23 protein-coding genes are annotated in these 24,153 nt (G+C 42.2%); 14 read left to right on the forward strand and 9 right to left on the reverse strand.

Annotated features, from left to right (window positions below; all coding sequences use genetic code 11):
* Positions 1–79: 79 nt before the first annotated feature.
* Positions 80–472 carry a winged helix-turn-helix transcriptional regulator gene (locus DSL64_RS27770; protein WP_115834235.1) on the reverse strand — a complete coding sequence of 131 codons (393 nt, stop codon included), beginning with the start codon at positions 470–472 and terminating at the stop codon, positions 80–82.
* Between the two features lie 90 nt (positions 473–562).
* Here DSL64_RS27770 and DSL64_RS27775 point away from each other — a divergent pair, with 90 nt between their 5' ends.
* From DSL64_RS27775 to DSL64_RS27795, 5 genes are all read left to right on the forward strand, one after another.
* Positions 563–1,195, forward strand: a complete 633-nt coding sequence (locus tag DSL64_RS27775) for an NAD(P)H-dependent oxidoreductase (protein ID WP_115834236.1) — start codon at positions 563–565, stop codon at positions 1,193–1,195.
* 50 nt (positions 1,196–1,245) lie between these two features.
* Positions 1,246–1,953 (forward strand): DsbA family oxidoreductase, encoded by a 708-nt coding sequence (locus DSL64_RS27780; protein ID WP_115834237.1) that lies wholly within the window; start codon positions 1,246–1,248, stop codon positions 1,951–1,953.
* A gap of 112 nt (positions 1,954–2,065) precedes the next feature.
* A complete protein-coding gene (locus DSL64_RS27785) occupies positions 2,066–2,887 on the forward strand; it encodes an ion transporter (protein ID WP_115834238.1) in 822 nt (273 codons plus the stop codon).
* A 37-nt stretch (positions 2,888–2,924) separates the two neighbouring features.
* Positions 2,925–5,474: a DUF5686 and carboxypeptidase regulatory-like domain-containing protein gene (locus tag DSL64_RS27790; RefSeq protein ID WP_115834239.1), complete on the forward strand. Its 2,550-nt coding sequence runs from the start codon at positions 2,925–2,927 to the stop codon at positions 5,472–5,474.
* A gap of 177 nt (positions 5,475–5,651) precedes the next feature.
* Positions 5,652–6,023 (forward strand): hypothetical protein, encoded by a 372-nt coding sequence (locus DSL64_RS27795; protein ID WP_115834240.1) that lies wholly within the window; start codon positions 5,652–5,654, stop codon positions 6,021–6,023.
* A gap of 112 nt (positions 6,024–6,135) precedes the next feature.
* Here the strand turns inward: DSL64_RS27795 and DSL64_RS27800 are convergent, their stop codons facing one another.
* Entirely contained in the window at positions 6,136–7,998 is a 1,863-nt protein-coding gene (locus DSL64_RS27800; RefSeq protein WP_115834241.1) for a M1 family metallopeptidase, read from the reverse strand.
* A 268-nt stretch (positions 7,999–8,266) separates the two neighbouring features.
* Here DSL64_RS27800 and DSL64_RS27805 point away from each other — a divergent pair, with 268 nt between their 5' ends.
* Complete coding sequence (locus DSL64_RS27805; RefSeq protein WP_115834242.1) at positions 8,267–8,431, forward strand: DUF1328 family protein; 165 nt, start codon at positions 8,267–8,269, stop codon at positions 8,429–8,431.
* Positions 8,432–8,524: 93 nt separating this feature from the next.
* On the opposite strand, the gene guaA is transcribed toward DSL64_RS27805, so the two are convergent.
* The gene (gene guaA / locus DSL64_RS27810; RefSeq protein ID WP_115834243.1) at positions 8,525–10,054 is read right to left on the reverse strand and encodes a glutamine-hydrolyzing GMP synthase; all 1,530 of its coding nucleotides are present in this window, start codon (positions 10,052–10,054) and stop codon (positions 8,525–8,527) included.
* Between the two features lie 170 nt (positions 10,055–10,224).
* Between guaA and DSL64_RS27815 the strand changes: the two genes are divergently transcribed.
* Positions 10,225–10,416, forward strand: a complete 192-nt coding sequence (locus DSL64_RS27815) for a cold-shock protein (RefSeq protein WP_115834244.1) — start codon at positions 10,225–10,227, stop codon at positions 10,414–10,416.
* A 78-nt stretch (positions 10,417–10,494) separates the two neighbouring features.
* Here DSL64_RS27815 and DSL64_RS27820 read toward each other — a convergent pair whose 3' ends face one another.
* Positions 10,495–11,979 carry a glycine--tRNA ligase gene (locus tag DSL64_RS27820; RefSeq protein WP_115834245.1) on the reverse strand — a complete coding sequence of 495 codons (1,485 nt, stop codon included), beginning with the start codon at positions 11,977–11,979 and terminating at the stop codon, positions 10,495–10,497.
* A 150-nt stretch (positions 11,980–12,129) separates the two neighbouring features.
* Here DSL64_RS27820 and DSL64_RS27825 point away from each other — a divergent pair, with 150 nt between their 5' ends.
* Genes DSL64_RS27825 through DSL64_RS27835 form a run of 3 tightly spaced genes read left to right on the forward strand, consistent with a single transcriptional unit; the run spans position 12,130 to position 13,741 of the window.
* Positions 12,130–12,336, forward strand: a complete 207-nt coding sequence (locus DSL64_RS27825) for a type II toxin-antitoxin system VapB family antitoxin (protein WP_115834246.1) — start codon at positions 12,130–12,132, stop codon at positions 12,334–12,336.
* Positions 12,320–12,721 (forward strand): type II toxin-antitoxin system VapC family toxin, encoded by a 402-nt coding sequence (gene vapC, locus DSL64_RS27830; protein WP_115834247.1) that lies wholly within the window; start codon positions 12,320–12,322, stop codon positions 12,719–12,721. Before DSL64_RS27825 ends, vapC begins: the two co-directional genes overlap by 17 nt.
* A 42-nt stretch (positions 12,722–12,763) precedes the next feature.
* Positions 12,764–13,741, forward strand: coding sequence for a ComEA family DNA-binding protein (locus DSL64_RS27835; protein ID WP_115834248.1), 978 nt, complete (start codon positions 12,764–12,766; stop codon positions 13,739–13,741).
* Between the two features lie 3 nt (positions 13,742–13,744).
* Here DSL64_RS27835 and DSL64_RS27840 read toward each other — a convergent pair whose 3' ends face one another.
* From DSL64_RS27840 to DSL64_RS27850, 3 genes are all read right to left on the reverse strand, one after another.
* A complete protein-coding gene (locus tag DSL64_RS27840) occupies positions 13,745–15,409 on the reverse strand; it encodes a hypothetical protein (protein ID WP_115834249.1) in 1,665 nt (554 codons plus the stop codon).
* A 102-nt stretch (positions 15,410–15,511) separates the two neighbouring features.
* The gene (locus DSL64_RS29065; protein ID WP_158547991.1) at positions 15,512–15,673 is read right to left on the reverse strand and encodes a hypothetical protein; all 162 of its coding nucleotides are present in this window, start codon (positions 15,671–15,673) and stop codon (positions 15,512–15,514) included.
* Positions 15,674–15,797: 124 nt separating this feature from the next.
* Positions 15,798–16,568 carry an LOG family protein gene (locus tag DSL64_RS27850; protein WP_115834251.1) on the reverse strand — a complete coding sequence of 257 codons (771 nt, stop codon included), beginning with the start codon at positions 16,566–16,568 and terminating at the stop codon, positions 15,798–15,800.
* A 125-nt stretch (positions 16,569–16,693) separates the two neighbouring features.
* Between DSL64_RS27850 and rpiB the strand changes: the two genes are divergently transcribed.
* Complete coding sequence (gene rpiB / locus DSL64_RS27855; protein WP_115834252.1) at positions 16,694–17,125, forward strand: ribose 5-phosphate isomerase B; 432 nt, start codon at positions 16,694–16,696, stop codon at positions 17,123–17,125.
* Between the two features lies 1 nt (position 17,126).
* On the opposite strand, the gene DSL64_RS27860 is transcribed toward rpiB, so the two are convergent.
* Entirely contained in the window at positions 17,127–18,539 is a 1,413-nt protein-coding gene (locus DSL64_RS27860; protein ID WP_115834253.1) for a hypothetical protein, read from the reverse strand.
* A gap of 178 nt (positions 18,540–18,717) precedes the next feature.
* On the opposite strand from DSL64_RS27860, the gene rbfA reads away from it, so the two are divergent.
* From rbfA to DSL64_RS27875, 3 genes are all read left to right on the forward strand, one after another.
* Positions 18,718–19,101, forward strand: coding sequence for a 30S ribosome-binding factor RbfA (gene rbfA / locus DSL64_RS27865; RefSeq protein WP_115834254.1), 384 nt, complete (start codon positions 18,718–18,720; stop codon positions 19,099–19,101).
* A 17-nt stretch (positions 19,102–19,118) separates the two neighbouring features.
* Positions 19,119–20,345: an FtsX-like permease family protein gene (locus tag DSL64_RS27870; RefSeq protein WP_115834255.1), complete on the forward strand. Its 1,227-nt coding sequence runs from the start codon at positions 19,119–19,121 to the stop codon at positions 20,343–20,345.
* A 61-nt stretch (positions 20,346–20,406) separates the two neighbouring features.
* On the forward strand, positions 20,407–22,992 hold the full coding sequence (locus tag DSL64_RS27875) for a M1 family metallopeptidase (protein ID WP_115834256.1): 2,586 nt from the start codon (positions 20,407–20,409) through the stop codon (positions 22,990–22,992).
* A 64-nt stretch (positions 22,993–23,056) separates the two neighbouring features.
* Here DSL64_RS27875 and DSL64_RS27880 read toward each other — a convergent pair whose 3' ends face one another.
* Positions 23,057–24,118, reverse strand: coding sequence for a substrate-binding domain-containing protein (locus tag DSL64_RS27880; protein WP_115834257.1), 1,062 nt, complete (start codon positions 24,116–24,118; stop codon positions 23,057–23,059).
* Positions 24,119–24,153 lie beyond the last annotated feature (35 nt).

The raw sequence follows: 24,153 nt of genomic DNA on the forward strand, positions 1-24,153 counted from the left end.
TCATCAGTTGACAACGTAATTTCACTTACCTGTTTTCCATATATTAAGAATACGTCCATTTAAATTGTAATTAGTATAATCAATCCTGTACTGCTAATTCTACTCTACCCATAATTCTCTCACGATGTGTTGTACCCCAGACTCTTAACACCTCTATAACCGGCTTTAATGTATGCCCATAATCGGTAAGGGAATATTCTACGACTACCGGAATAGCATCATATACTGATCTCTTCACCAAACAATTTGCTTCCAGATCTCTTAATTCCTTCGATAGCATCTTATCCGTAATCCCGGGAATCTCTTTTGCTATCTGTGAAAAGCGCTTATTTCCAAACATAAGTGAAATAATGATCGGTAACTTCCATTTTCCACTCAGTACCTCAAGTGCATCCTTCACAGGTAAAATACTTTTAATGCAATCACCCTGTGTATGATTCTTGTGCGAGCAATTTGTTTCCGCTATCTCCATTTTTCAATAATTCAACTATCCTTTGGTATAGTACTTACAAATGTATAGTATATTTATTTAAGTTTGCATATCAATTTAAAAAAAGAAAAAATGAGTGATCTGATCGAAAAACTAAACTGGAGATACGCTGCTAAAAGAATGAATGGCGAGTTAATTCCGGAGGATAAACTGAATAATATTCTTGAAGCTATCAAACTTTCTCCATCCTCAGTAGGCTTGCAACCCTATAAGGTACTTGTCATCAGCGACAAAGCATTGAAAGAGAGAATTTTTAACGAAGCTGCACCGCAACCGCAAATTAAAGAATCTTCTCACCTGCTAGTATTTGCAGTTTGGGAGAAAATTACCGCTGATGACATCACTGCCTATATGAATCTGATTGCTAGTACGCGTGGTCTCGATGTGACTTCCCTTGAGCAGTTTCAGCAGAAAATATCAGATAGTATACTAAGCAGAACTGAGCAAGTGAATTTTGATTGGGCTGCCCGACAGGCGTATATCGCTTTGGGCCATGCATCTGTTGCTGCGGCCACTGAGCATGTGGATTCTACGCCAATGGAAGGGTTCAATAATGCGAAGCTAGATGAAGTACTAGGGTTGAATGAAAAAGGTTTGAAAAGTGTTGTAATGATGACACTAGGCTACCGCGACAGTACGAATGACCATCTTGCTTCTGCGAAAAAAGTAAGAAGACCTAATGAAGAGTTTTTTGTAACAATTTAAGGGCTATCGGCTACTGTGTTGAATAAAAATTGGTTCAAAACGATACTATTATGAAAGTTGAAATATGGAGTGACGTAATGTGTCCTTTTTGTTACATAGGCAAAAGGAAATTTGAAGCCGCTCTAGAACAGTTTCCTCAGAAGGAAAAAATTGAGATTGAATGGAAAAGTTTTCAGCTTAACCCGGCTATGAAAACGGAACCAGATAAAACGATCAACGAATATCTGGCTGAAGCAAAAGGCTGGTCGCTGGATTATGCTGCTCAGATGAATGACCACGTTACCTCTATCGCTGCAGAGGTTGGTTTGGTATACAACATGGACAAGGCGGTGGTTGCCAATTCTTTTGATGCACATCGTTTTGTTCAGTTTGCAAAAACTAAAGGTCAGGGCGATCAGGCTGAGGAGCAACTTTTCAAAGCATACTTTACTGATGGTAAGAACACAGCTGATATCAATACGTTGCTTGACCTGGGCGTACAAATCGGACTGGACCGTGCAGAATTGAAAACGGTTTTGGAAGGAACAGCATTCAGTGAACAGGTTCGTCAGGATGTTTATGAAGCTCAGCAGGTGGGCGCAAGAGGAGTACCCTTCTTCGTTCTGGACCGGAAATATGCAGTTTCCGGTGCGCAGCAACCTGAGACTTTTTTAGGGGCACTGGAAAAATCTTTTTCAGAATGGGAAAATGCGAATCCGGCATCCCTTGTTAACCTTGCTGACGGAGCGGCCTGCGACATAGACGGAAATTGCGATTAGACATTACGCATGCGTCCGGTATTGAAGGTATTTTACCCTCGATGCCGGATTTTGCCGTTTTGCGCAATTAACGCGCTTTTACTACATTGCTAGCTTATAGCAAAAATAAGCCATGGCAATTGATCGTAAGTCTTTACGAGGTAAGCTCTTTATTACGATTTTCGGGGCTCACACCCGTCCTGGTCGCCAGTTTGACCTCATACTCCTGTGGCTTATCCTACTCAGCGTACTTACAGTATGCCTCGAAAGTGTACCATCCATCCGCTCGCAGTACCACAATATTTTACATGCGCTGGAGGTTTTTTTTACGATCGTATTCACCATTGAGTATTTCCTGAGACTATACAGCCATCCAAGCCCCCTGAAATACCTTTTCAGTTTCTTCGGAATTATAGATCTTCTGGCAATCATCCCTTTCTATCTCACCTTCCTTCTGCCTGCCGGTCATTTTCTGGTTACGATCCGTATTCTGAGACTTCTCAGGGTATTTCGTATTCTGAAACTTACCAGTTTTGTTCACCATGCTCATGTACTAAAGACAGCGATAGCGGCCAGTTTGCAAAAAATTGCTGTGTTTATGCTGACGATCGTAGCCCTCGTTCTCATCATTGGTACGATTATGTATGTAGTAGAGGGTGAGCAACATGGCTTTACAAGTATTCCGCAGAGTATTTATTGGGCCATTGTTACGATAACAACCGTTGGATATGGTGACCTTACGCCTAAAACCGCTGTAGGTCAGGTGATATCGTCTATCGTGATGATCATGGGTTATGCTATTATAGCGGTTCCTACAGGTATAGTAACTGTAGAAATGTCTCGTACACAACCTGAAAAGAAAAAATCTGAGAATACTGAATGCCTGTCCTGTGGTAAATCTATGCCCGTAAGCGCTAATTACTGCAGCCACTGCGGACATCATTTGCACGAGTAGCAGCAACCAGACTATTATAAGACTGTAAATTCATAACATGCGTATTGCCATCATCTTTCTGTTCTTGTTTTCGGTGTCAGGCCTTACCAACGGCAAAGGTATCAGAGGAAAAATAACAACCGTTACAGGTGAGGCATTGCCCTATGCCGGCTTGTCTGTAAAAGGCAGCAGCAATGGTACCATGGCTAATGCTGATGGCGTGTATGAACTCACATTGGAGCCCGGATCCTATGAAATCAGTTTCCAATATCTTGGCTTCAAAACACTGGTACGTTCTGTTGTTATCAACAATTCATTTGTAGAACTCAACGTTCAACTGGAAGAGCAGGCACTTACTTTGAAAGAAGCAAGCGTCGGTTCATCGAAGGAAGATCCAGCCTACACGATCATGCGCAGGGCAATTGCGAAAGCCAGATTTCACCAACTTCAGGTGAGAGGGTATACAGCACGTGTGTATTCCCGCAGTACCGGGCTTCCTACGAAAATTCCCACATTGATAGCAAGAAGACTAAAAAAAGAGGGTATACAGGAAGGTAAGGCCATTCTAAATGAAAGTGTTGCGGAAATTAAATACAGCAGACCAAATAATTACAGTCAGCGTATCATTTCCACCCGTAATAGTCTGGATAACAGCATTCCGTCTCCTAACGAATACATTCTGGCAAGTTTATATAGTCCGGAAATCGCTGGGACCATTTCGCCACTTTCTCCCAAGGCATTTGGCTACTACCGTTACGAGTATCAGGGTTATTTTGAAGACCGGGGTGTGGTGGTAAATAAGATCAAAGTCATTCCAAAAGCTTATGGTGAAGGCGTGTTCAAAGGTAGTTTATTCATTATTGAAGACCGGTGGGCTATTCACAGTTATGATTTACAGACTACAACCAGCGGTTTGAACATATCTGCCAAACAATCCTTCTCTCCTATTGATAATGTGTGGTTGCCCGTCAACCAACAATTCAAACTGGATGGAGGTTATCTGGGGTTTGCCGGGGAATTCAGGTATCTGGTTTCTGTTACTTATAGCAAATTAAATATCGATCCGGGACTGAGAGAAGACATCGTCATCGAAGACCACAAAAAAGAAACTGCCCCTAAAGCCAGTGGAAAACTGGATAAACTTATTGAACAGCAAAAGGAATTTTCTACCAAAAACTTCAGGAAACTGACCAAACAATACGAAAAAGAGCAGAGAAAAGAACAGAAAATTGCTGGTAATAAACGTGTGGTCAGGCAGGATTCAATCATCATTGACACGCTGGCTAATAAAAGGGATACGACCTACTGGGAAAATCTTCGTCCTATACCGCTCACGTCCTCTGAGGTCAGCAGTTACTCATTACAGGACAGTATCAAAGTCGTAAAAGATGCTGAAAAGACCAAGCCTGATTCGACACATTTCAAATTGAGGCACCTTGCAACCGGTAATACCTACGCGCTCGGTAATGGTAATTCCTTTTATTTCAAAAGTCCGCTATGGGCCATCAGCTATAATGCAGTGGAAGGCAACGCGCTCAACATCATTACAGAATGGAAGAAAACATGGGACAAGACAAAGCATTTCGGCCTGCGTCCGTTGGCCCGGTATTCCTTTGGACGCAAGAGATTGTACGGCAATATTGAGGCAAATGTGGGGAATACTAACTGGGATTTCACTTTGTCGGGAGGCGAAATGGCCTCTCAGATCAACAGAAATAATCCTATTCTCCCTTTCCCTAACAGTATTGCAGGACGCTTTTTTTCACGAAGTCTGATGAAGCTTTATCAACAGCGCTACGTTCGGGCTGAATATTCATTGAGAAACATCGGGGATATTTTTGGGTTTGATGTTAGTCTGGAATACGAAAAAAGGAAGGAGCTCTTTAACGAGCCAAGCTCCCGCCCTATTTTCCTATGGGACAAATATCATTACACGCCCAACAGACCTTTAAACAACGAACTATCTGATACCGGCTTTCCTGAACATAATGCTATTCTTTTTGATTTCACTGCTCACATCCGGCCATGGCGCAGATATCTGATCCGTAACGGGGAAAAAAGGTATTTAAGAAGTAAGGGACCATCTCTGGCCATCAATTACAAATCCGGATTACCATTTGCCGGCGACGTGGATTATTCTCTTCTGCAGGCAACTATCAGACAAAATCTTAACATTGGCCCAAGGAGCAATCTGGATTATAGTATTAATGGAGGAGGTTTTTTAAGTACAAAAAAGATGTATTTCAACGACTACCGGCATTTCATGGGTAACGAATTCTTTTTCCTCTGGGGAGATACACCTTACCAGTTCAAAATGCTTCCCTATTACGAGTATAGTACCGCCGAATGGTTCGTACAGGGGCATGCGATCTGGTCGTTGCAGCATTTCCTCCTTACCCGCATAGAGCCTTTACGCGTAACCGGTTTGTCTGAAAACCTGCAGGTACATTACCTTAAAGCGCCTACCATGCGTAATTACACCGAGCTCGTTTACGGAGTCGCAAATATTTACCGGGTGGTGAAGGTCGAAGTGGTTGGACAGTTTCACGGAGCTGAATTTCAGCGGATGGGACTCAGAATAGGAACAATTCTTAAGTTTGGCAGGTAGTTAATATATTATCAAATAATCAATAATTTTAATGATAATATTCTAACTATTTCCTGGTCTGATACATCTGGTCAATATGAGAAACAAATACTTTATCTGCCAGTACTTCTTATTTTACTGTCTCAATGCCGGGATAAAGAGATCAACGTTAATGACAACTCAGTGATAGATTCTGATTTGATAATTAGCGTATCAGAAAGTTCTGCCAATGGCATAAGTGAAGAAGAGAAGGAAATCTATTTGTCGGCCAAGACCAAAGCCGGTTATTCTTGCGGAAATATGAGCATTGAAACTGAAAAATTATCCTATAAGAATCAGCTTCTCATTAATTACAAAAAGATCATTACACCTACTATCTGCACGTTGTCCGGCGGCCCCGCATCCAGTCAGATTAAATTAGGTGCGCTCCAGAACGGTGAGTACAAGCTCGAATTAAAAAGTCCTCAGTGGAGCAACGAGGGAATACTTAAAGTTGACAGTACTCAAATAACGCTGATTTTTAATAATCCGAACGGTATTGAAATACCAGAGCCTGTATTTAAAAGATAGTTTTAGGGAGTTGTAGAGGAAATCAGTGAAATCTGCGAAGCTATATAAAACAACTGCTATCTGGTTCGGGACTCCTCGATCCAAATAGCAGTTGTTTTTCATTTTGCAATATCTACTGCACCTTCTCTCCTTTGAATCTCGGCAATTCCTTAGGTAGTGAAGGATAAATATTGTTTTCCGGGTTGATATCAGCCATCCGCTGACTTGGATCAATTACAATCCTTTCAATATCATTCAGGTTTTTATCAATTGTGAATGTGTATTCCGGATACGTCCAGCCCCAGTCGGAAAGTAATGTGGTTTTGCTATACAGATTCTCCTTCTTCTCTCCCCTCATGATCTCCATCGGAATATAAAAATTCTCAATTGAGCCATCCTTGTAGCTTACAACCACATCAAGAGGCATCGGCATTTGTCCGATTCTTTCCAGAACTACATCTGTTTTACCTGCAGCAGCTATAACTTCTTTGATACCATAATCAATCGTTTTGGTAGTTCCTACAAAGTTCTCCCAGTACCAATCCAATTCCAAACCTGATTCCTTCTCTGCAATACGTTTCAAATCTGTCGGATTCGGATGTTTGAATTTCCACTCATTGAAATATCTTTTCATCACTGTTTCCAACTTATCCTTTCCAATGATATATCCCAGCTGATTGATGAAAACCGCACCTTTGGAATAACTTGCAACACTGTATGCCCGGTTGGTATTGAAATGATCAGCATGGGTTGTTAAGGGTTCTTCAATACCCGACTTTGCCAAGGCAATATAACTGGCAGTAGTAGCTCGCTGCGGATCAACTTTGGAAGGGAATAATTCAGCCATCACTATGTTTTGGGCATACGTAGTAAACCCTTCGTCCATCCAGCCATACTTTGACTCATTGGTTCCCAGAATCATCTGAAACCAACTGTGAATTGACTCGTGAACAGTTACGCTCGCCAAAGATCTCAGGTTCAGCCTTCCGGTGATCAGCGTGGCCATCGGATACTCCATTCCACCGTCTCCACCCTGAATCACCGAGTATTGCTTGTAAGGATAGCGGCCAAATTTTTCGTTCATGATCTTGAAAGTGTTCACTGCCATCGGCTCCATTTCTTTCCACACTTTGGACAAAGAATCGCCCTGATAGAAGAAATGCAGATCCAGTTTATCGTCCACTTTCACGATATCATGCTTGTAGTCAGGGTCAGCGGCCCATACAAAGTCGTGCACCTCCGGAGCAATGAAATGCCAGGTAGGTTTATCACCTGCTTTATGCTTCACTTCTTTCTTGCTATAGCCATGTCCGATTTTATCAGGATTCTGAAGATACCCGGTAGCTGCAACCACATAAGATGCATCGATAGTCAGCTTCACATCAAAATCACCCCAAATACCATAGAATTCTCTGGCGATATAGGGATTCGCATGCCAGCCTTCGTAGTCGTATTCGCACATTTTAGGATACCACTGTGCCATAGAATAGTCGATTCCCTCAGCGTTGTCTCTTCCCGTACGGCGGATCTGAACCGGCACTTGCGCCTCAAATTGCATATCAAATGTATGCTGTGTTTTAGGAAGAATTTTCTCTGCTAATGTAACTTCCAGAATAGTACCCACCACTTTATATTGAAGTGGTTTTCCATTCTGCTTCAGCGAAAGGATTTTTTCATAACCAATTTCTGAAGGGGACAATTTCGAAATACGGTCTTTTACACGTGCATCGGGATCGCTGATTGTACGTGACCGAACATCCATCTGGCTGCCCGGTTGAAAAGCATTCAGGTATAAGTGGTAAAACACCTTAGTAAGCGTATCCGGTGAGTTATTGGTATAAACCAGTTTCTGCGTACCATTATATTGATGTTTCTCCACATCAAACTTAATATCCATTTCATACTTCGCACGCTGCTGCCACCTGTCCGACTGAGCAGACACCGGGACACCAGCCAGAGCTACAAAAAAAACTGCGAGTAACTTTTTCATTATCATTTTATTTGGTCAATCTAAAATCTCTTCAAAATACATCAAACCGACACGTAGTCATTCAAATTCTTCATCTGTCCACCACTTGCCAATCCGTCAATTTGCTATCAAACTCTTGAATAATAGCGTATATGTGCATCAATATCCACAAAATTAACCACTTGTAAAGCCAGTCAACTCACTCTGCAAGCCGATTTCGACATTTTCAAAGCTGGCATACAATTGGTAATTATTCAGTCATATCACATTTAACAAACTTAACCTTTTGTCAATTATGCTTAGATGGACAGTAATATTTCTGGTAGTTGCCATTATTGCGGGAGTGCTTGGATTTGGCGGAATAGCTGCAGGAGCGGCCGGTATAGCTAAAATTTTATTCTTTGTATTTCTTGTACTTTTTGTACTTAGTCTGATCAGCCGCGGAGTCGGGCGATCGTGACACAAATAACACAATTACATACACTGATAATAAAAGAAAGCGGACGATCGTCCGCTTTCTTTTATTATATAGCTACTAATCGGTCAGAAATAGTTATTCCCACTCAATAGTTGCAGGCGGTTTTGACGAAATATCATAAACTACCCTGTTTACTCCTTTTACTTTATTGATGATATCGTTGGATACTTCAGCAAGGAAATCGTATGGCAAATGTGCCCAGTCGGCAGTCATACCATCCACTGAGGTCACAGCTCTTAAAGCAACCACACTTTCGTAGGTACGCTCATCACCCATCACACCTACACTTTTCACAGGAAGAAGCATTACACCTGCCTGCCAAACGTCCTTATACAGATCCCATTTACGGAGTCCGCCAATGAAAATCGCATCTACTTCCTGCAAAATGGCCACTTTTTCAGGAGTTATTTCCCCAAGAATACGGATTGCAAGACCAGGACCCGGGAATGGGTGACGACCTAAAATTTTCGGATCGATACCCAGAGTTTTCCCTACAGCTCTCACCTCATCTTTAAACAATGTATTCAGAGGCTCTACCACTTTCAATTTCATGAAATCAGGCAAACCACCTACATTATGGTGCGATTTAATAGTAGCTGAAGGACCTTTAACCGAAACAGATTCGATAACATCAGGATAAATCGTGCCTTGTCCAAGCCATTTCACATCTTCGATCAAATGTGCCTCCTGATCGAAAATATCAATGAATGCTTTTCCGATTGCTTTTCTCTTCGCTTCCGGTTCTGACAAATCCGACAACAAACCATAGAAGTGATCTTTCGCATCAACACCTTTGATATTCAGACCCATATCCTGGTAAGAGTGCAAAACCTGCTCAAACTCATCTTTACGAAGCAGTCCGTTATCAACAAATATGCAATACAGATTTTTGCCGATCGCCTGGTGTACCAGAATCGCCGCTACTGTAGAATCCACACCACCGGAAAGTGCCATTACCACTTTGTCGTTGCCAAGGCGCTGACGCAACGACTTCACCGACTGATCCACGAAGGAGTCAGAAGTCCAGTCCTGCTTGCAACCGCAGATATTGACAACAAAGTTTTCCATCAGCTTCTTTCCTTCCGTAGAGTGTGTTACCTCCGGGTGAAACTGAATACCGTATGTCAGCTCATCTTCTACTTTATAGGCAGCAACGTGTACTGACTCAGTTGAAGCAATTACCTTAAAATTATGCGGAGCTTTTACAATTGTATCACCATGCGACATCCATACCTGTGAAGATGCCGACAAACCTGCCAATAGAGAAGAATCTGTATCATCTATTTTGAGGTGAGCACGCCCGTACTCTCTGTGTTGCGATGGTTTTACATCTCCCCCAAGCAACTGAGCCATAAGCTGAGCGCCGTAGCAGACACCTAAAACCGGAACGATCTTGCGGAATTTATCAAGATCTACCTGAGGCGCATCTTCATCCCGTACTGAGCATGGGCTGCCTGACAGGATAACGCCTTTGATATTCGGTGTAAGTTCGGGGAAATTATTGTAAGGATGGATTTCACAATAAACATTAAGCTCACGAATCCGACGCGCTATTAATTGCGTGTACTGGGAGCCAAAATCTAAAATCAGAATCTGTTCTGTCATGTATATGCTATCTAAAACGCAAAGGTAGACAGATTGACCCAAATGAAAAAGTGAAGTTCTGACAAAACATGCAGTACAACCCCGTTACTTCTACCACCTTGTAAATATTTGAACATATATTGACTTACAATCTCTACCTTTGTCTAAGTTTTATAATACAATAAATTAATATGAATCAAGGAACAGTAAAATTCTTCAATGACTCAAAAGGATACGGGTTCATTAAAGACACACAATCAGGAGTAGACTACTTTGTACATATCTCAGGTCTGGTTGACGAAGTTCGCGAAAACGACGATGTAACTTTCGACCTTCAGGAGGGGCGCAAAGGCCTTAACGCAATCAATGTTAAGCTTGCCTGAGTGTAACTTAATATATTTCTAAAATATAAAAGCCGGAGCATTTGCCCCGGCTTTTATATTTTATATCATTTTGGATTATTAAATCGCTTCAAGAATCCGCTCCACAGCTACTTCATAGCCGATTTTCTCTTTTAGCTCACTAATAGCCACACGTTCCTGTTCCATAGTGTCGCGATGACGGATCGTTACAGTATCATCTTCCATAGTCTGGTAATCAATCACGATACAGAATGGTGTTCCGATCAGATCCTGGCGTGTATAACGCTTCCCAATCGCAGCACCATCATCGTAAGTAGTACGGAATGACGATTTAAGTGAATTAGCTATAGCTTGTGCTTTTTCTGCCAAACCATCCTTTTTCACCAATGGAAGCACAGCCGCCTTGAAAGGAGCCAAAGCAGGATGCAACTTCAGGAATGTTCTTTGTTTTTCGTTTTCACCCTCTCCCACCGTTTCAACTGTGTAAGCGTTGCAGAAAGTTGCTAAGAACAAACGGTCCGCTCCCACAGATGTTTCCACTACGTAAGGAATGTAGTTTCCGAATGGCTTACCATTTTCATCCAGTTCCGAATCAAAGTATTGTTGTTTCTTTTTGGACAACTCCTGATGGTTTTTCAAGTCAAAATCAGTTCTTGAATGGATACCTTCCATTTCTCTGAAACCAAACGGGAATTCATATTCAATGTCCACTGCTGCATTGGCATAATGTGCCAGTTTCTCATGATCATGGAATTTTAATTTCTCTGCTGGCAAACCAATGGCTTTATGGAATTTCAGACGCGTTTCTTTCCACGTTTCATACCATGCCATTTCAGTACCAGGGCGAATGAAGAATTGCATCTCCATTTGTTCGAACTCACGCATACGGAAAATAAACTGGCGCGCAACGATTTCGTTACGGAAAGCCTTTCCGATTTGTGCGATACCAAACGGCACCTTCATACGACCGCTTTTCTGTACATTCAGAAAGTTGACAAAAATTCCCTGCGCAGTTTCCGGACGCAGGTAAATCAGGCTGGAATCTTCTGCAACAGATCCTACCTGTGTACTGAACATCAGGTTGAACTGACGCACTTCTGTCCAGTTGGTCGTGCCCGATACGGCACATTTTATATTTTCAGTGATGATCAGCTCTCTTACCCCATTCAAATCCTCAGCACTCAGCAAACGACCCATTTCAGCCAAAAGTGCTTTTGCCTTTTCCGGCTGGCCTTCTGCTTCATATTGCTCTGCTTTTCCTTCGAGCAACTGATCGGCACGGTAGCGTTTCTTTGAATCCTTATTATCAATCATCGGATCATTGAAGCCATCTACGTGTCCCGAAGCTTTCCAGGTAAGTGGATGCATGAAGATAGATGCGTCAATACCGACGATATTATCATTCAATTGCGTCATGGCTTTCCACCATGCCGCTTTCAGGTTATTTTTTAATTCAACGCCGTTTTGACCGTAGTCGTAAACAGCCTGAAGGCCATCATATATTTCAGAAGAAGGGAATACAAATCCGTATTCCTTTGCATGCCCGATAATGTCTTGCAAAGAGGTTGCTGGTAATTGGCTCATTTAATACTCACTTAAATTTTATAAATCTGTAAGGAACAACAACCGTGTCCCGCTTCTCAAATTTGAGCGTTGGCAAAATTAGACAATTTGGTGGCATTGAATAAGTATGTGTATAAAATTTGTATATTAGTGTGTATAAAAATATAAATTATGAGGACAAATATTGATATCGATGATAGCTTAATGCGAGAGGCAATGGAGATAAGCCGGATCAAGACAAAAAAGCAAACAATCGAATTCGCATTGAAAGAATACATTGCTGCCGAACACCGCCGGAAATTGCTTGATTTGAGAGGGAAGGTGGAATGGGAGGGAAATTTGGTAGAATGGAGAACAAAAGATGTACAGGATATTTGATACCACCATCTGGATTGATTACTTCCATGGAATAATTAACCCAAAAACTGATCTTCTTGCGAATTCCCTTCGTAACGATAGTGTATGTATGGTCGGTGTTATCGTTCAGGAAGTACTCCAAGGCATTAAAAATGATGCAATGTATCACAGAATTAAAGGCCACATCGAACATTTACCATTACTACCTGCCCCGGATTTCAATACATACGATTCAGCCGCTCAGTTGTATCGCTCTTTACGCAAGAAAGGACTGACAATCCGCAAACCTAATGATTGTCTGATAGCTTATTATGCTATTCATTTCGATTTGGAGCTATGTCATAACGATAGCGACTTTAATATCATAGCCTCTGGTTCCCAATTAAAAATCTGGAAACCATTCTAACCTCATACCGTCTAAGTGTTTGCACACCAAACCTCAGACATTATGATCCGGAAAATAATTAGTCAGCTACAGGATTTCTTTGGTATATCCCGTAAAGAAGCACGGGGAGCGCTTGTACTGATCATTCTGATGTCTTTTCTGATATGGACACCATTTGTTTTTCGCAGATTGATTCTCCCTCATTTCCCTATCCCGTTCACAGAAAAAAAGCTCAACACACAAAAACTGGACAGTATTGTCGCAGAACTCAATAAGGAAGCTCCCGAAAAGCCTGGCTTCAACAATTACGAAAAGAAGGAATTTTCTAAAAAAGCAGAAAAGCCTATCCGGTTATTTCCATTCGATCCCAATACTGCATCTGTTGAAGATTTGACCACGCTTGGAATACCGGAATTTCTTGCCAAAAGAATTGAAAAATATAGAAGTAAAGGAGGCAAATTCAGAAAGAAGGAAGATTTACTGCACATCTACGATTTTCCTGCAAGCACCTATAAAAGTCTGGAACCCTACATTACACTTTCCGTTAGCAAGATTCCTGTCAATTCAGAAAAACCCGTTTTTACCCCTGATAGAAAGTTCGCAGATGTTCCGGCAAGAGGTAATAACTATGTCAAACCTGCACTGGTACCTTTCGATATTAACACCGCCGATACAACACAGCTTATCAAATTAAAAGGAATTGGTAGTAAGCTATCTGTCAGGATTCTTAAGTTTCGTGATGGTTTGGGCGGTTTTCATTCTACCAGCCAGTTTTCGGAGATATTCGGGTTGGACTCTGTTGCGGTAACAGAGCTTAACAAATATGCCAAAATAGGTACCGCAGTAAAAAAAATAAATATCAATACCGCTACAGTTGAGGAGCTCAGTTCACATTCGTATCTACGTAATAAAAAGCTCGCGAACGTCATCGTGAATTACAGAAACCAGCACGGCATCTTTTCTTCAGCAGAGGATTTAAAAAAGGTAAAGGTTTTGGATGCTGTAACAATTGAGAAGCTTGTACCCTATCTGGCTTATTGAACATTACCAGGAACTAAGTATTTTCGACGCCAGCTCCTTCACCTGCTCATCCTTACTTCCCAAAAATGAAGCTATATATTTCTTTGAAGTATTGCTTTTGAGTTTCCCCAGCGCTTTAATGTAGGCCATTGAATTCAAATCCGCATTTTTCCTTTCCTCTTCACTCACCTCAATAATACTTTTTACTGAAGACACGTCCATCAATTGAGCAAGCCCTATGGCCGCAATTCTGTTGATCGTCCGAAACTCTCCTTCCCTGTCCTTTAACACCTCCCTGAAAAGACTCAAATGCTTATTCTTTGGAAAAACAGACAGGTATGTTAAAGCATTGGTTGCCATAAAATTGTCGGAGCTTGTCCGATAAACTCGTTCTGCAACATCCTGAAGTGAATCATTTCCACAAGTTATCAGCAAGTCAAACAGCGGAGCAGTACACAATGTAGTATCGCTTACTATTTCAGGCAAAATACGTTTCAGTTCTTCTGAACATGTACCAGCCAAAGTGTTGCCAGCCGTCTCTCTGATCGAATGGTCAGGGTTATGTAAAAAATCTATTAAAATTTTCTGCGATGCTGTATCCTCCCGACCTTTCAGGACTGGTAAAAGACCGCTTAGTATTCGAGGATTTTTTATCTTTTTCAAACTTTCATGAACATCAGGCAACAATGCATCACTTCTCACAAGTGTATCGCGATATACTGAGACATAATAATCAGCAGGCAATTTTTCTGATTGTAGGCTTAACAACCAATGCTTTACCATGTCGGTGTATCTTGACCGTTGAAGTGCCTCCATTACTGCCTTATCTGATGAGTCTTCCTGCGTTAAGCGTATAACAAATTGCCTGTCATTCTCCGTTGGACTGTCTGCCAAAGCGATCAGCGCAGTTCGTCTTGTCAATACACTATCCAGCAGCGGTGAAAGTAAAGTGATAAGTTCCCCTATCTGAGATGATTGAGCAGGAACTATTGCATATCCCTTTAAATATCCGGGCCATGTAGCAATAGCATGCCTCAACATTGTATCTGACCTGACTGATTTCTTTGTATAGCTGAGTAACTGAACAGCATGAATCCGCTCATTCCAGTCCTCACTATCAATAAATTGATATGCAGTTTGTTGAAGAGAATCAGGAGCCAGACTTACAAACATCGGGAATAAGAATCCACGGGCTTCCACATTTCTCTTCACTACCCAGGGAAAGAGCGTAGAGGTTTCAGTATATCCCAATGACATCAGCCCCATACCCAGCCATAACGAACAACTTTCATTTGGTTCTGTTTTAAGTTTGTCCGCCAATACTCCTACCCTTTTCTTATCGCCACCTGAAGCGATCATTAAATACCCCAGCAGTCTTACCTGAGGTAAGTCGGATTCAAGCATACCTTCAATCTGTTGCCTGTAAACGGGTTGTTCTGTAATTTCAGCAATAGGAAATTGAACCAGCTTTTCGCCCTTCATTCTCTTAGCCAATTGATTGACCTGATTGAACGGCGTAAGCAGTGTAAAGTAGGTTTCCAGTAAATGACCTGCTTTAACAGAATCAAATCGGGCTTTGGATAATGCTTCAAAGTCTTTTAGAAAGTCCTTCGTACTTTGAGCCATGGATTGCTGAGCTAGCAGCAGAGACAGGAGAGTATTAACGAATAGCAGAACTACTTTTCTCATCGTGTTGCACATCTATTGGTATGCCACAAAAGTGAGGATAGATACTGCAGATTCCTTTGATAATTATCAAAATCGGGAATGGCGAGAGCGGAAAAATCAGGATTACTCAGGAATCTCGCCAAACAAACCATCCAATTCATTTTCGGAAATGTCTGACTGCTTCGCTTTGCCTTCTTCAAGTATTTTAACAAATGAAAAATACTGAATAAGTTCTTTAAAAAAGTCCACCTTTTCATCTTCGATTTTCAACGTCAGCGTAGCCATAATTTCGTCTTTATACTCAAAAATAAAAAAAATCAACCACCTTTCATACAAATCAATTGTATTGAAAAACAGACTTGTAGCAACCACAGTAATTACTACAAGTCTGCCTATTATTCACCCAAAATCAGAAGTTAGGTTTCAACAGATACTTGGAATAAAAAGCATCAATAACCTTCACAGCCTCATCCGGAGTATCGACGATACTGATCAGTTTCAAATCTTCAGGATTAATATTTTTCTCGGATAACATTACGCCTTTGATCCAGTCCATCAACCCGCACCAGTAGGAGCTACCTACCAGCACAATAGGGAACCGTCCGATCTTTTTCGTCTGAATCAGCGTCATCGCTTCAAACAATTCATCCAGCGTACCAAAGCCTCCCGGCATCACGATAAATCCCTGCGAATATTTGACAAACATCACTTTCCGCACAAAGAAAAAGTCAAAATTGATGTTCTTATCAGGGTCAATATAAATATTGCTGTGCTGCTCAAATGGTAGCTTAATGTTAAGTCCCACTGATTTCCCACCCTGCTCAAATGCACCTTTGTTCCCCGCTTCCATGATACCCGGCCCACCACCGGTGATGACGCCGTAACCATGACGTACCAGCTTGGCGGCTATATCTTCTGCTACTTTGTAATAGGGATTATCAGGTAGGGTACGCGCCGATCCGAAGATGGAAACGCAAGGCCCAATTTTCGCCATTTTGTCAAACCCTTCAACAAATTCGGCCATAACCTTAAATATTACCCAGGAATCGGCACTTTTGATCTCACTCCAATTTCTATCTTCAAATGCTTCTTTGATTCTTTTTTCATCTTCCGGAACTGCCGGATTCAAGAGAGATACGTCTATCAGTTCGCCTTCAGTTGGTTTTATTTCTTCACTCATATTGATAAAGTCAATTTAGTTATAAAACAGATAATACTACCTTTATAGCACAATTCGCTTATAAAGTAAAATTCACCAATCCACCGCCTCTTTCATACAGAGGGGTTACAATTAACAAAAAAGTAATGAGAAAAATTGCTATCGGTTCAGATCATGCCGGATTTCCTTACAAAGAGCCTGTGATCAACTGGCTTACCGCCAACGGTTTTGAGGTTAAAGATTTCGGAACATACAGTGAAGAATCAGCCGACTACGCCGATTTTGCACATCCGGTTGCCAGTGGTGTAGAAAGTGGAGAATTTGAAAAGGGTGTTTTGTTGTGTGGAAGCGGTCAGGGTGTGTGTATCACCGCCAACAAACATCAGGGCATCCGTGCGGCACTTGTTTGGGATTTACCGCTGGCACCCCTGGCAAGGCAGCATAATGATGCAAACGTAATCTGCCTGCCTGTAAGATTTATCGAACTGGAGACCGCATTGGCTAGTATCCAGGCATTTTTAAATACTGAATTTGAAGGAGGCAGACATCAGACACGTGTGAATAAAATCGCTTGCTGATCTAGATTTTACGCTGATAAATACCTTTCCATGGACTGGGTACATATTGCCTTTTGAGGGCGGGTACCCGGTTCAGCAACTTCGGCATGATATTCGATTTGTCGATTACATAGTCGGGCGGGTCTTTCCTGAAGTTATCATAGATATGGATCACACTGTCAAAATTATCCAGATTCATTAAATCGTAGCTGGCCAGATCCCAGTTCAGATATGGAGTCGCCGTGTGGTTATTCACGTATTCCCCCGAATGCTGTCCCAGCACCAATATCCTTTTATTCTGAATTTCTGAAGGCAATGCCGCTTCCTTCACACGCAGATTTTCCAGCTTACCCATAGCGACTCCTGGCAATATCCCACGTAACCCCTGGTATTGGATCAGCACGATCATAGCTCCCATAAATATAAACTGTACCTCATCCAGGATACTTTTCTTCTTAAAACTCTGAAAATAGTGCGTTGCAAAAAATGCCGCAGGAGGAATGAAGATAATAAACTGCATCGGAGCCAGGTACTGCATCAGTGGAATACTAAATACAGCTACAATAAACCATAGCGCCATTACTTGTTGAATCCTGGTCTGGTAATTGACGAAACGCTGCGTTGTAAATATTCTCGTAAAACCCATAATTCCAAAACCAAGTGGCAACAAAAGAGATGCGAGAAGAGAAGCAAAATCGTTAAAATTATATTGCTTCACCTGAAACACAGAGGTCAGAAGGTTTCTGTTTAAGCTCTCCACGCTATCATTCATATAGAAGAACAAAACGACCATCAGCAACGGAAAAACAGACCCGAACAATCCCAGTAAATGATGACGTATCGTGGAACCCGTATAAAATAGCAGCGCAAGAAAAGCCCACACCATAAAAAGTGAAGCAGGAAGATAGAACAACGAAGCAATTCCTATGTACATCCCCATTTCAAAAACCTGATTGCTCACTTCGCGCCGAACCAATATTTTCACAATTGATCCAAAAGCGAATAGCAAAAAAGTATTTGCCAATAACATAGGAGATAATGTACCCAAGTCAAAAGACACATTCAGAAACAGCGCATAGATGGCTCCCGGAATAAAAGTCCGCTCGGGAAAAGCATCTCTTGAATTGATTACGTAATTGAAATAAATAATCTGAATCAATGAGACAATTACTGCCGTAAGCTGGTACACCCATTGCTGCCTTCCGAAAAGCGTATCCAGCAGCCAGTATACCATTCCGGAGAACGGACTCACGTTATCCCATATATCCCGGTAAAGCATAAAACCATGATGCATCTGTTCCCCTACGAGCATCCAGCTGTGCTCCGGGATCAGCAAAGGAGCTCCACCCAGAAAAAAAGGCAACCTCAGCAGCAGGAAAAATATAACCAGACTGACGATCTGGTACTTCGCATTAACTCTGAAAAAACTTAGCAAGAAATGTGTCGGTTATGAATCCCGTGAGAATAACTTTCACGAAATTACAACGCCGGGTTCTACAAAAACAAAATAAGTATGGATATTTGTGGTTATTTAAATACGAAACAGCCGATATATAGCCGTTGACAAATAACACAATGGGTGTTGCAATGGCTAAAAATCTGTACAGCAAGAAATGGAATCAAAAAGACAGCAAAAGGTAGGGAGACAGATTCAGAAAGATCTGGGTGAGATTTTCCAGAAAGATGCGCAGCATCTGACAAGTGGAGCGTTCGTAACCATTACAGCAGTACGCGTAACGCCGGATCTGGGTATAGCGAGAGCCTATCTGAGCTTCCTGCCCGATAAAAACAAAAACTTCCTGCTCGAAACAATCCGCGAGAATACTAAATTTTTCCGCCAAAAATTGGGGGATCGCGTACGCCACCAGCTACGTATCGTACCGCATCTTCAATTTTATATCGACGACACTGCAGAGTATGCCGACAAAATGAATCAACTTTTTTCAGGTCTGGTTATTCCGCCTGCTCCCGAAGAAGACGAGGAAGAATCTAACTGAGTTGACATACCGCTGAAATGAATCTTTCTTACCGGATAGCAAAAAGGTATTTCTTTTCCCGCAACAAGCGTAGTTTCATAAGTCTTATTGCCCGCATTGCCATGGCAGGTGTGGGCGTAGGAACTATGGCTATGGTAGTGGTACTTTCGGTATTCAACGGCATGGAAGATTTGAACAGAAAGATCTTCCGTACATTTGATGCAGATGTAAAGATTTTACCCAGGGAAGGAAAAAGGTTTGTTATTTCCGACTCCCTGATACATATCATTCAATCTGTAGATGGTGTCAAGTCTGTTACCCAGGTTATTGAAGACAATGCTCTGGCAAGATATGGCAATTCGCAGACAATTGTCAGGATCAAGGGAGTTGACAGCAGCTTTGTATCTACCGGCCAGCTTGATTCGGCTCTGATAGAAGGATCTCTTAAATTATATGGACCCAACGGAACTCCTTATGCCATTGTAGCAGAAGGAATAAGGAACGCATTGTCCATCTCCCTGGCGGAAATTCTCACACCCATTGAGCTGTTATACCCCAATACGGGAAAAAAAACATTGAACCTCAACTCACCTGATGCATTCAGTCAGGCACTTATACGACCCGGAGGTATTTTTTTCATTGAAACAAGATATGACGATTACATCATTGCGCCGCTGGCAGTAGTGGAATCGCTGATGCAATACGACGGAGAGCGATCAGCTTTAGAGATTCAGACCGCTCCCGGATACTCAGAAATAAAGGTGAGTGCAGCCATAGCCAAAAGACTTAGCAAGGATTTTGTAGTCAAAGACAGGGATTCTCTGAATGCCGATTTGTTAAGAGCTATTCGGGTAGAAAAACTATTTGTTTCCATCACATTGTCATTGATCATTCTTGTAGCAGCTATTAATATTTTCTTTTCGTTGAGCATGCTTGCCATTGAAAAGAAAAAGGATGTTGCTATGCTCTATGCATTAGGCGCAACGCCTGTGCTGGTCCGGAATATATTTTTATTCGAAGGGGCCATCGTAGCATTTAGCGGAGCTTTAGCAGGACTTGCTTCCGGTATAGCAATATGCCTGGCGCAAACCGAATATGGATTTGTATCTATGGGTATGGCCAGCTCCCTTGTGGATGCCTATCCCGTGAAATTAATCTGGGGAGATATATTCTTTACCGGAGCCATTATCGTTATCATTACCATGGCTGTTTCCTACATCCCCGCCCGACGAGCTGCAGAAACCAGCGTGACATTTAAGGTTTAGCGACCCAAATCATAATAAACAATTGAATCACTTCACCCTTACGTCCAAACCAGAAACGGTTATGACCACAGATATGAGTTATAGTTTTATTAAAAAAAGCATACACACGCTTTCTTTCTTACTAATCTTATTGATTACCGCCAGTACAACAGCTGCGTCGGTTTTACCCGATACCTTGTACCGCAGGATACCCGGAATGGTAACTCCGAAGGGGCCCTACCGACCAGAGCGTGCGATGAAAAGTGACATCTTATACACTCGCCTAGACGTAAGTTTTGACTGGCAACGCCAACAAATGCCGGCTACGGCCATCATCAAATTTAAACCCCATTTTTATCCTTCCAATATCCTCGAACTGGATGCAAAGGGATTTGATGTAAAAGAAGTTGTATTGCTGGATAGTCTCTCCAACTACGGAGATGCATCTGCAGCAGATATCACCAAACGTATTCAGAAAAAGCTGGAGTATACCTACGACAAGCGTAAGCTCAACATAAAACTAGGTAAAACATATACAAGAAAGGATACCTTGTACTTACGGATCGCTTATACCGCACGCCCCAATGATATCCTCCGCGACCAATCCGACGATCACCCATCCGACAAAGGTCTTTACTTCATCAATGCTGATGGAATGGAGGAAGGTAAGCCTAAGCAAATATGGACACAGGGAGAAACAGAAGGCAGTTCATGCTGGTTTCCAACCATCGATGCCCCTAACCAGAAGTTCACACAGGATATTTACATTACTGTAGACAGCACCTACAAAACGCTTTCCAACGGCTTACTTGTTGGTCAGGAAACAAAAAAAGACCTCCGAACTGATCATTGGAAACAAACATTACCACATGCTCCGTACCTGGCCATGATGGCTATCGGTGATTTTGCTGTTGCAAAGGATATCATGCCTGGCGGACTGGAACTCAGCTATTTCGTCGAGCCGAAATATGGCGGTGATGCACATGCTATTTTCGGCAGAACACCTGAAATGATTGGCTTTTTCTCCAATATTTTCGGAGTAGATTTCCCATGGGAAAAGTATGCACAAGTAGCGGTCAGAGATTTCGTGGCCGGAGCAATGGAGAATACCTCTGCAACCACGCATGAAGAATCGGTGCAAAATGACACACGTTCACTCATCGACGGCAACTCTGACGCAGTCATCGCACATGAACTTGCCCATCAATGGTTTGGAAACTATGTTACCTGCGAGGAATGGGGGCAGCTCCCATTAAACGAATCTTTTGCCAACTACTCGGAATACCTGTGGAGTGAATATAACGATGGCAAAAACGAAGCAGACTGGCAGAATCTTCAGGAAATGAAGCAATACTTTGGTGAGGCAGAAACGAAGCAGGAACCGATGATACGGTACTTCTACAAGGACGCCGAAAATATGTTTGACAGCCATTCTTATGCCAAAGGTGGTAGAATCCTGCACATGCTTCGTAAATACACTGGTGATGAAGCGTTTTTTGCATCTCTGAAACACTATTTGCAAACACATGCATTCGGAACTGCCGAAATCGACGATCTGAGAATATCCTTTGAAAAGGTTACCGGAGAAGACCTCAACTGGTTTTTTGATCAGTGGTTCCACAGACCGGGACACCCTCAACTGAAAGTAGAGCAGCAATTCGCTTCCAATAAGGTAATACTGAAAATCAAACAGGCTCAGGATACCTTAGCCACTACCGTTTACCGCTTGCCCATGAAGGTGGATGTGTGGGTAGCTGGCAAAAAGAACCGTTATGATATTGTGCTGGACAAAGCCAACCAGACATTTGAGTTTCCGGCAGCGAAAAAACCTGACCTTGTACTGATAGATGGCGAATCTCAGTTACTTGGAACAATTGAACATGAGAAAATCCGTCCTGAAATGGCTTTTCAGTACACGCATGCTACCGATTTTTTACCAAAATATGAAGCATTGTCAAGCCTCGAAGGAAAACTGGCAGACACTACAGCCCGTGGTATTCTGATCAGAGCAATGAATGATCCCTTCTGGAAACTGCGCCAGATGGCTATTTCAAATTTCTCAGAGTATGAGGGAGAAGGTTTTGTCAACATTGAGAAAATCATTCAGGAAAGAGCAAGACTGGATCCGCATCCTCAGGTACGTTCTGAAGCAATCATTACATTGGCTTCGTACGGGGATAATAACAGCGACAGTATATACCGCCAGGCGCTGGAGGATAGTTCCTATCAGGTTGTATCAGTTGCCCTGGAAAAATATCTGATGGGACAACCTTCTGATGCGGGTGAAATCGCAGTCCGATTCGAGGATTCACCTAATGACGCTATCGTAACCTCTGTAGGTAATTATTATGCAGGATTAGCAGAGCCAGGTCGTTACAACTGGTTTCTGGAAAAAATGAAGAGAATGAAACCGTCAGACAAATACAACTTCCTGCAGGTTTTCGGAAAATATCTGATCAAATCAAAACAGGATATTCAACGCCAGAGCATACCGATTCTGGAAAGTCTGGCACGTAACAATCCGGCGTATTTTGTTCGGTTCGGAGCGTTTCAGGTACTGGGCCTGCTTACAGATATTCAGGGTGTAAATTCAATCAGAAAAGATATCAGAGCAAAGGAAACGGAGCCTAAACTCAAAGAAATGTACAGCCAGTTTGGCGAATTATGATCAATACCTCATTATGCAAAATGCCCTGATTCCACTTATGGTTTCAGGGCATTTTGCTTTTATTTTATGACGGATCGAGATAATAATCGAGATTCTCTTTTGTGATAATGTCCAACGGTAAAAATTTAATTGGCGGAATTTCCTGATTAAAAACAAGATAATTAGCCAGCTGGTGAATTCCCCAATACCCCTGCCCCAGCGGATTCTGATTAATCAGAAAGTGAATTCTGCCATTTTCCAGATAATCTAGATTCGGTTGTAATAAATCGTATCCTACGAGCTTAATGCCTTCTATACCGTGTTTCTCCAGATAAGCTGCTACTTCAAATGCTTTGGAATTGGTAACATATATACCCTTTACAACAGGATCTGTCGTCAGTATTTCTTCAAGGTGCGCATCAATATTTATATCAAAAGCATCAATATCTCTGCTGATCACCTGATACTGACTTACCTTTTCATTTTGTAGAAAATAATCACGGAAGCCCTGTTCCTTCGTAATAAGGTGAGCCGAGTTGGGAATATCTTCGTTGATGTGTAATACGAGCAAAGAGCACGGATCAGGCAATCCATAACTCAGGATTTTAGCAGCAAGAGAACCGCTTCGGTAGGAATCCTGCCCAATGTAGCACAGCGGATCCACACTTTCAATCTGAGTATTAAACAGTACATAAGGTGTACCCTGAGCCTTCCAATTCTCAAAAAATGGCATCACCTCTTTGTAAAAAACAGGAGCGATTAGTACGCCATCCGGATTCTCTTTGGTTGCCTCATTCGCTTTAGCCAAAAATGATTGTACCACGTGTGGGGTAAAAACATGGCGGCTAATCCTGATCCCATATTGCCGCAGCTCCTTCTCTGCCCTTTCAATACCGGCAAGCGGTGCTTCCCAGTAAGAATCCACTGCAGCATCGGGAATCAGTACAGCGATGTGATAAGTCCGCTGCGATTTGAGTGATTGCGCAATGCGGTTAGGCTCGTAATTCAGCTCTTTGATAATGGCAAGTATTCGCTCCCGCACATCTTCTGCTACCCGCCCCCTGTTGTGTAACACACGGTCTACTGTCCCCTTCGACGTCCCCGCACGTTCTGCTATATCCTTGATCCGGATGATCTTATTTTTCACCTACCATTGCTTACGGTTTACAAAAAAGCCCTCTA

It is taken from the genome of Dyadobacter luteus (assembly GCF_003383615.1).
Classification (GTDB): Bacteria; Bacteroidota; Bacteroidia; order Cytophagales; family Spirosomataceae; genus Dyadobacter; species Dyadobacter luteus.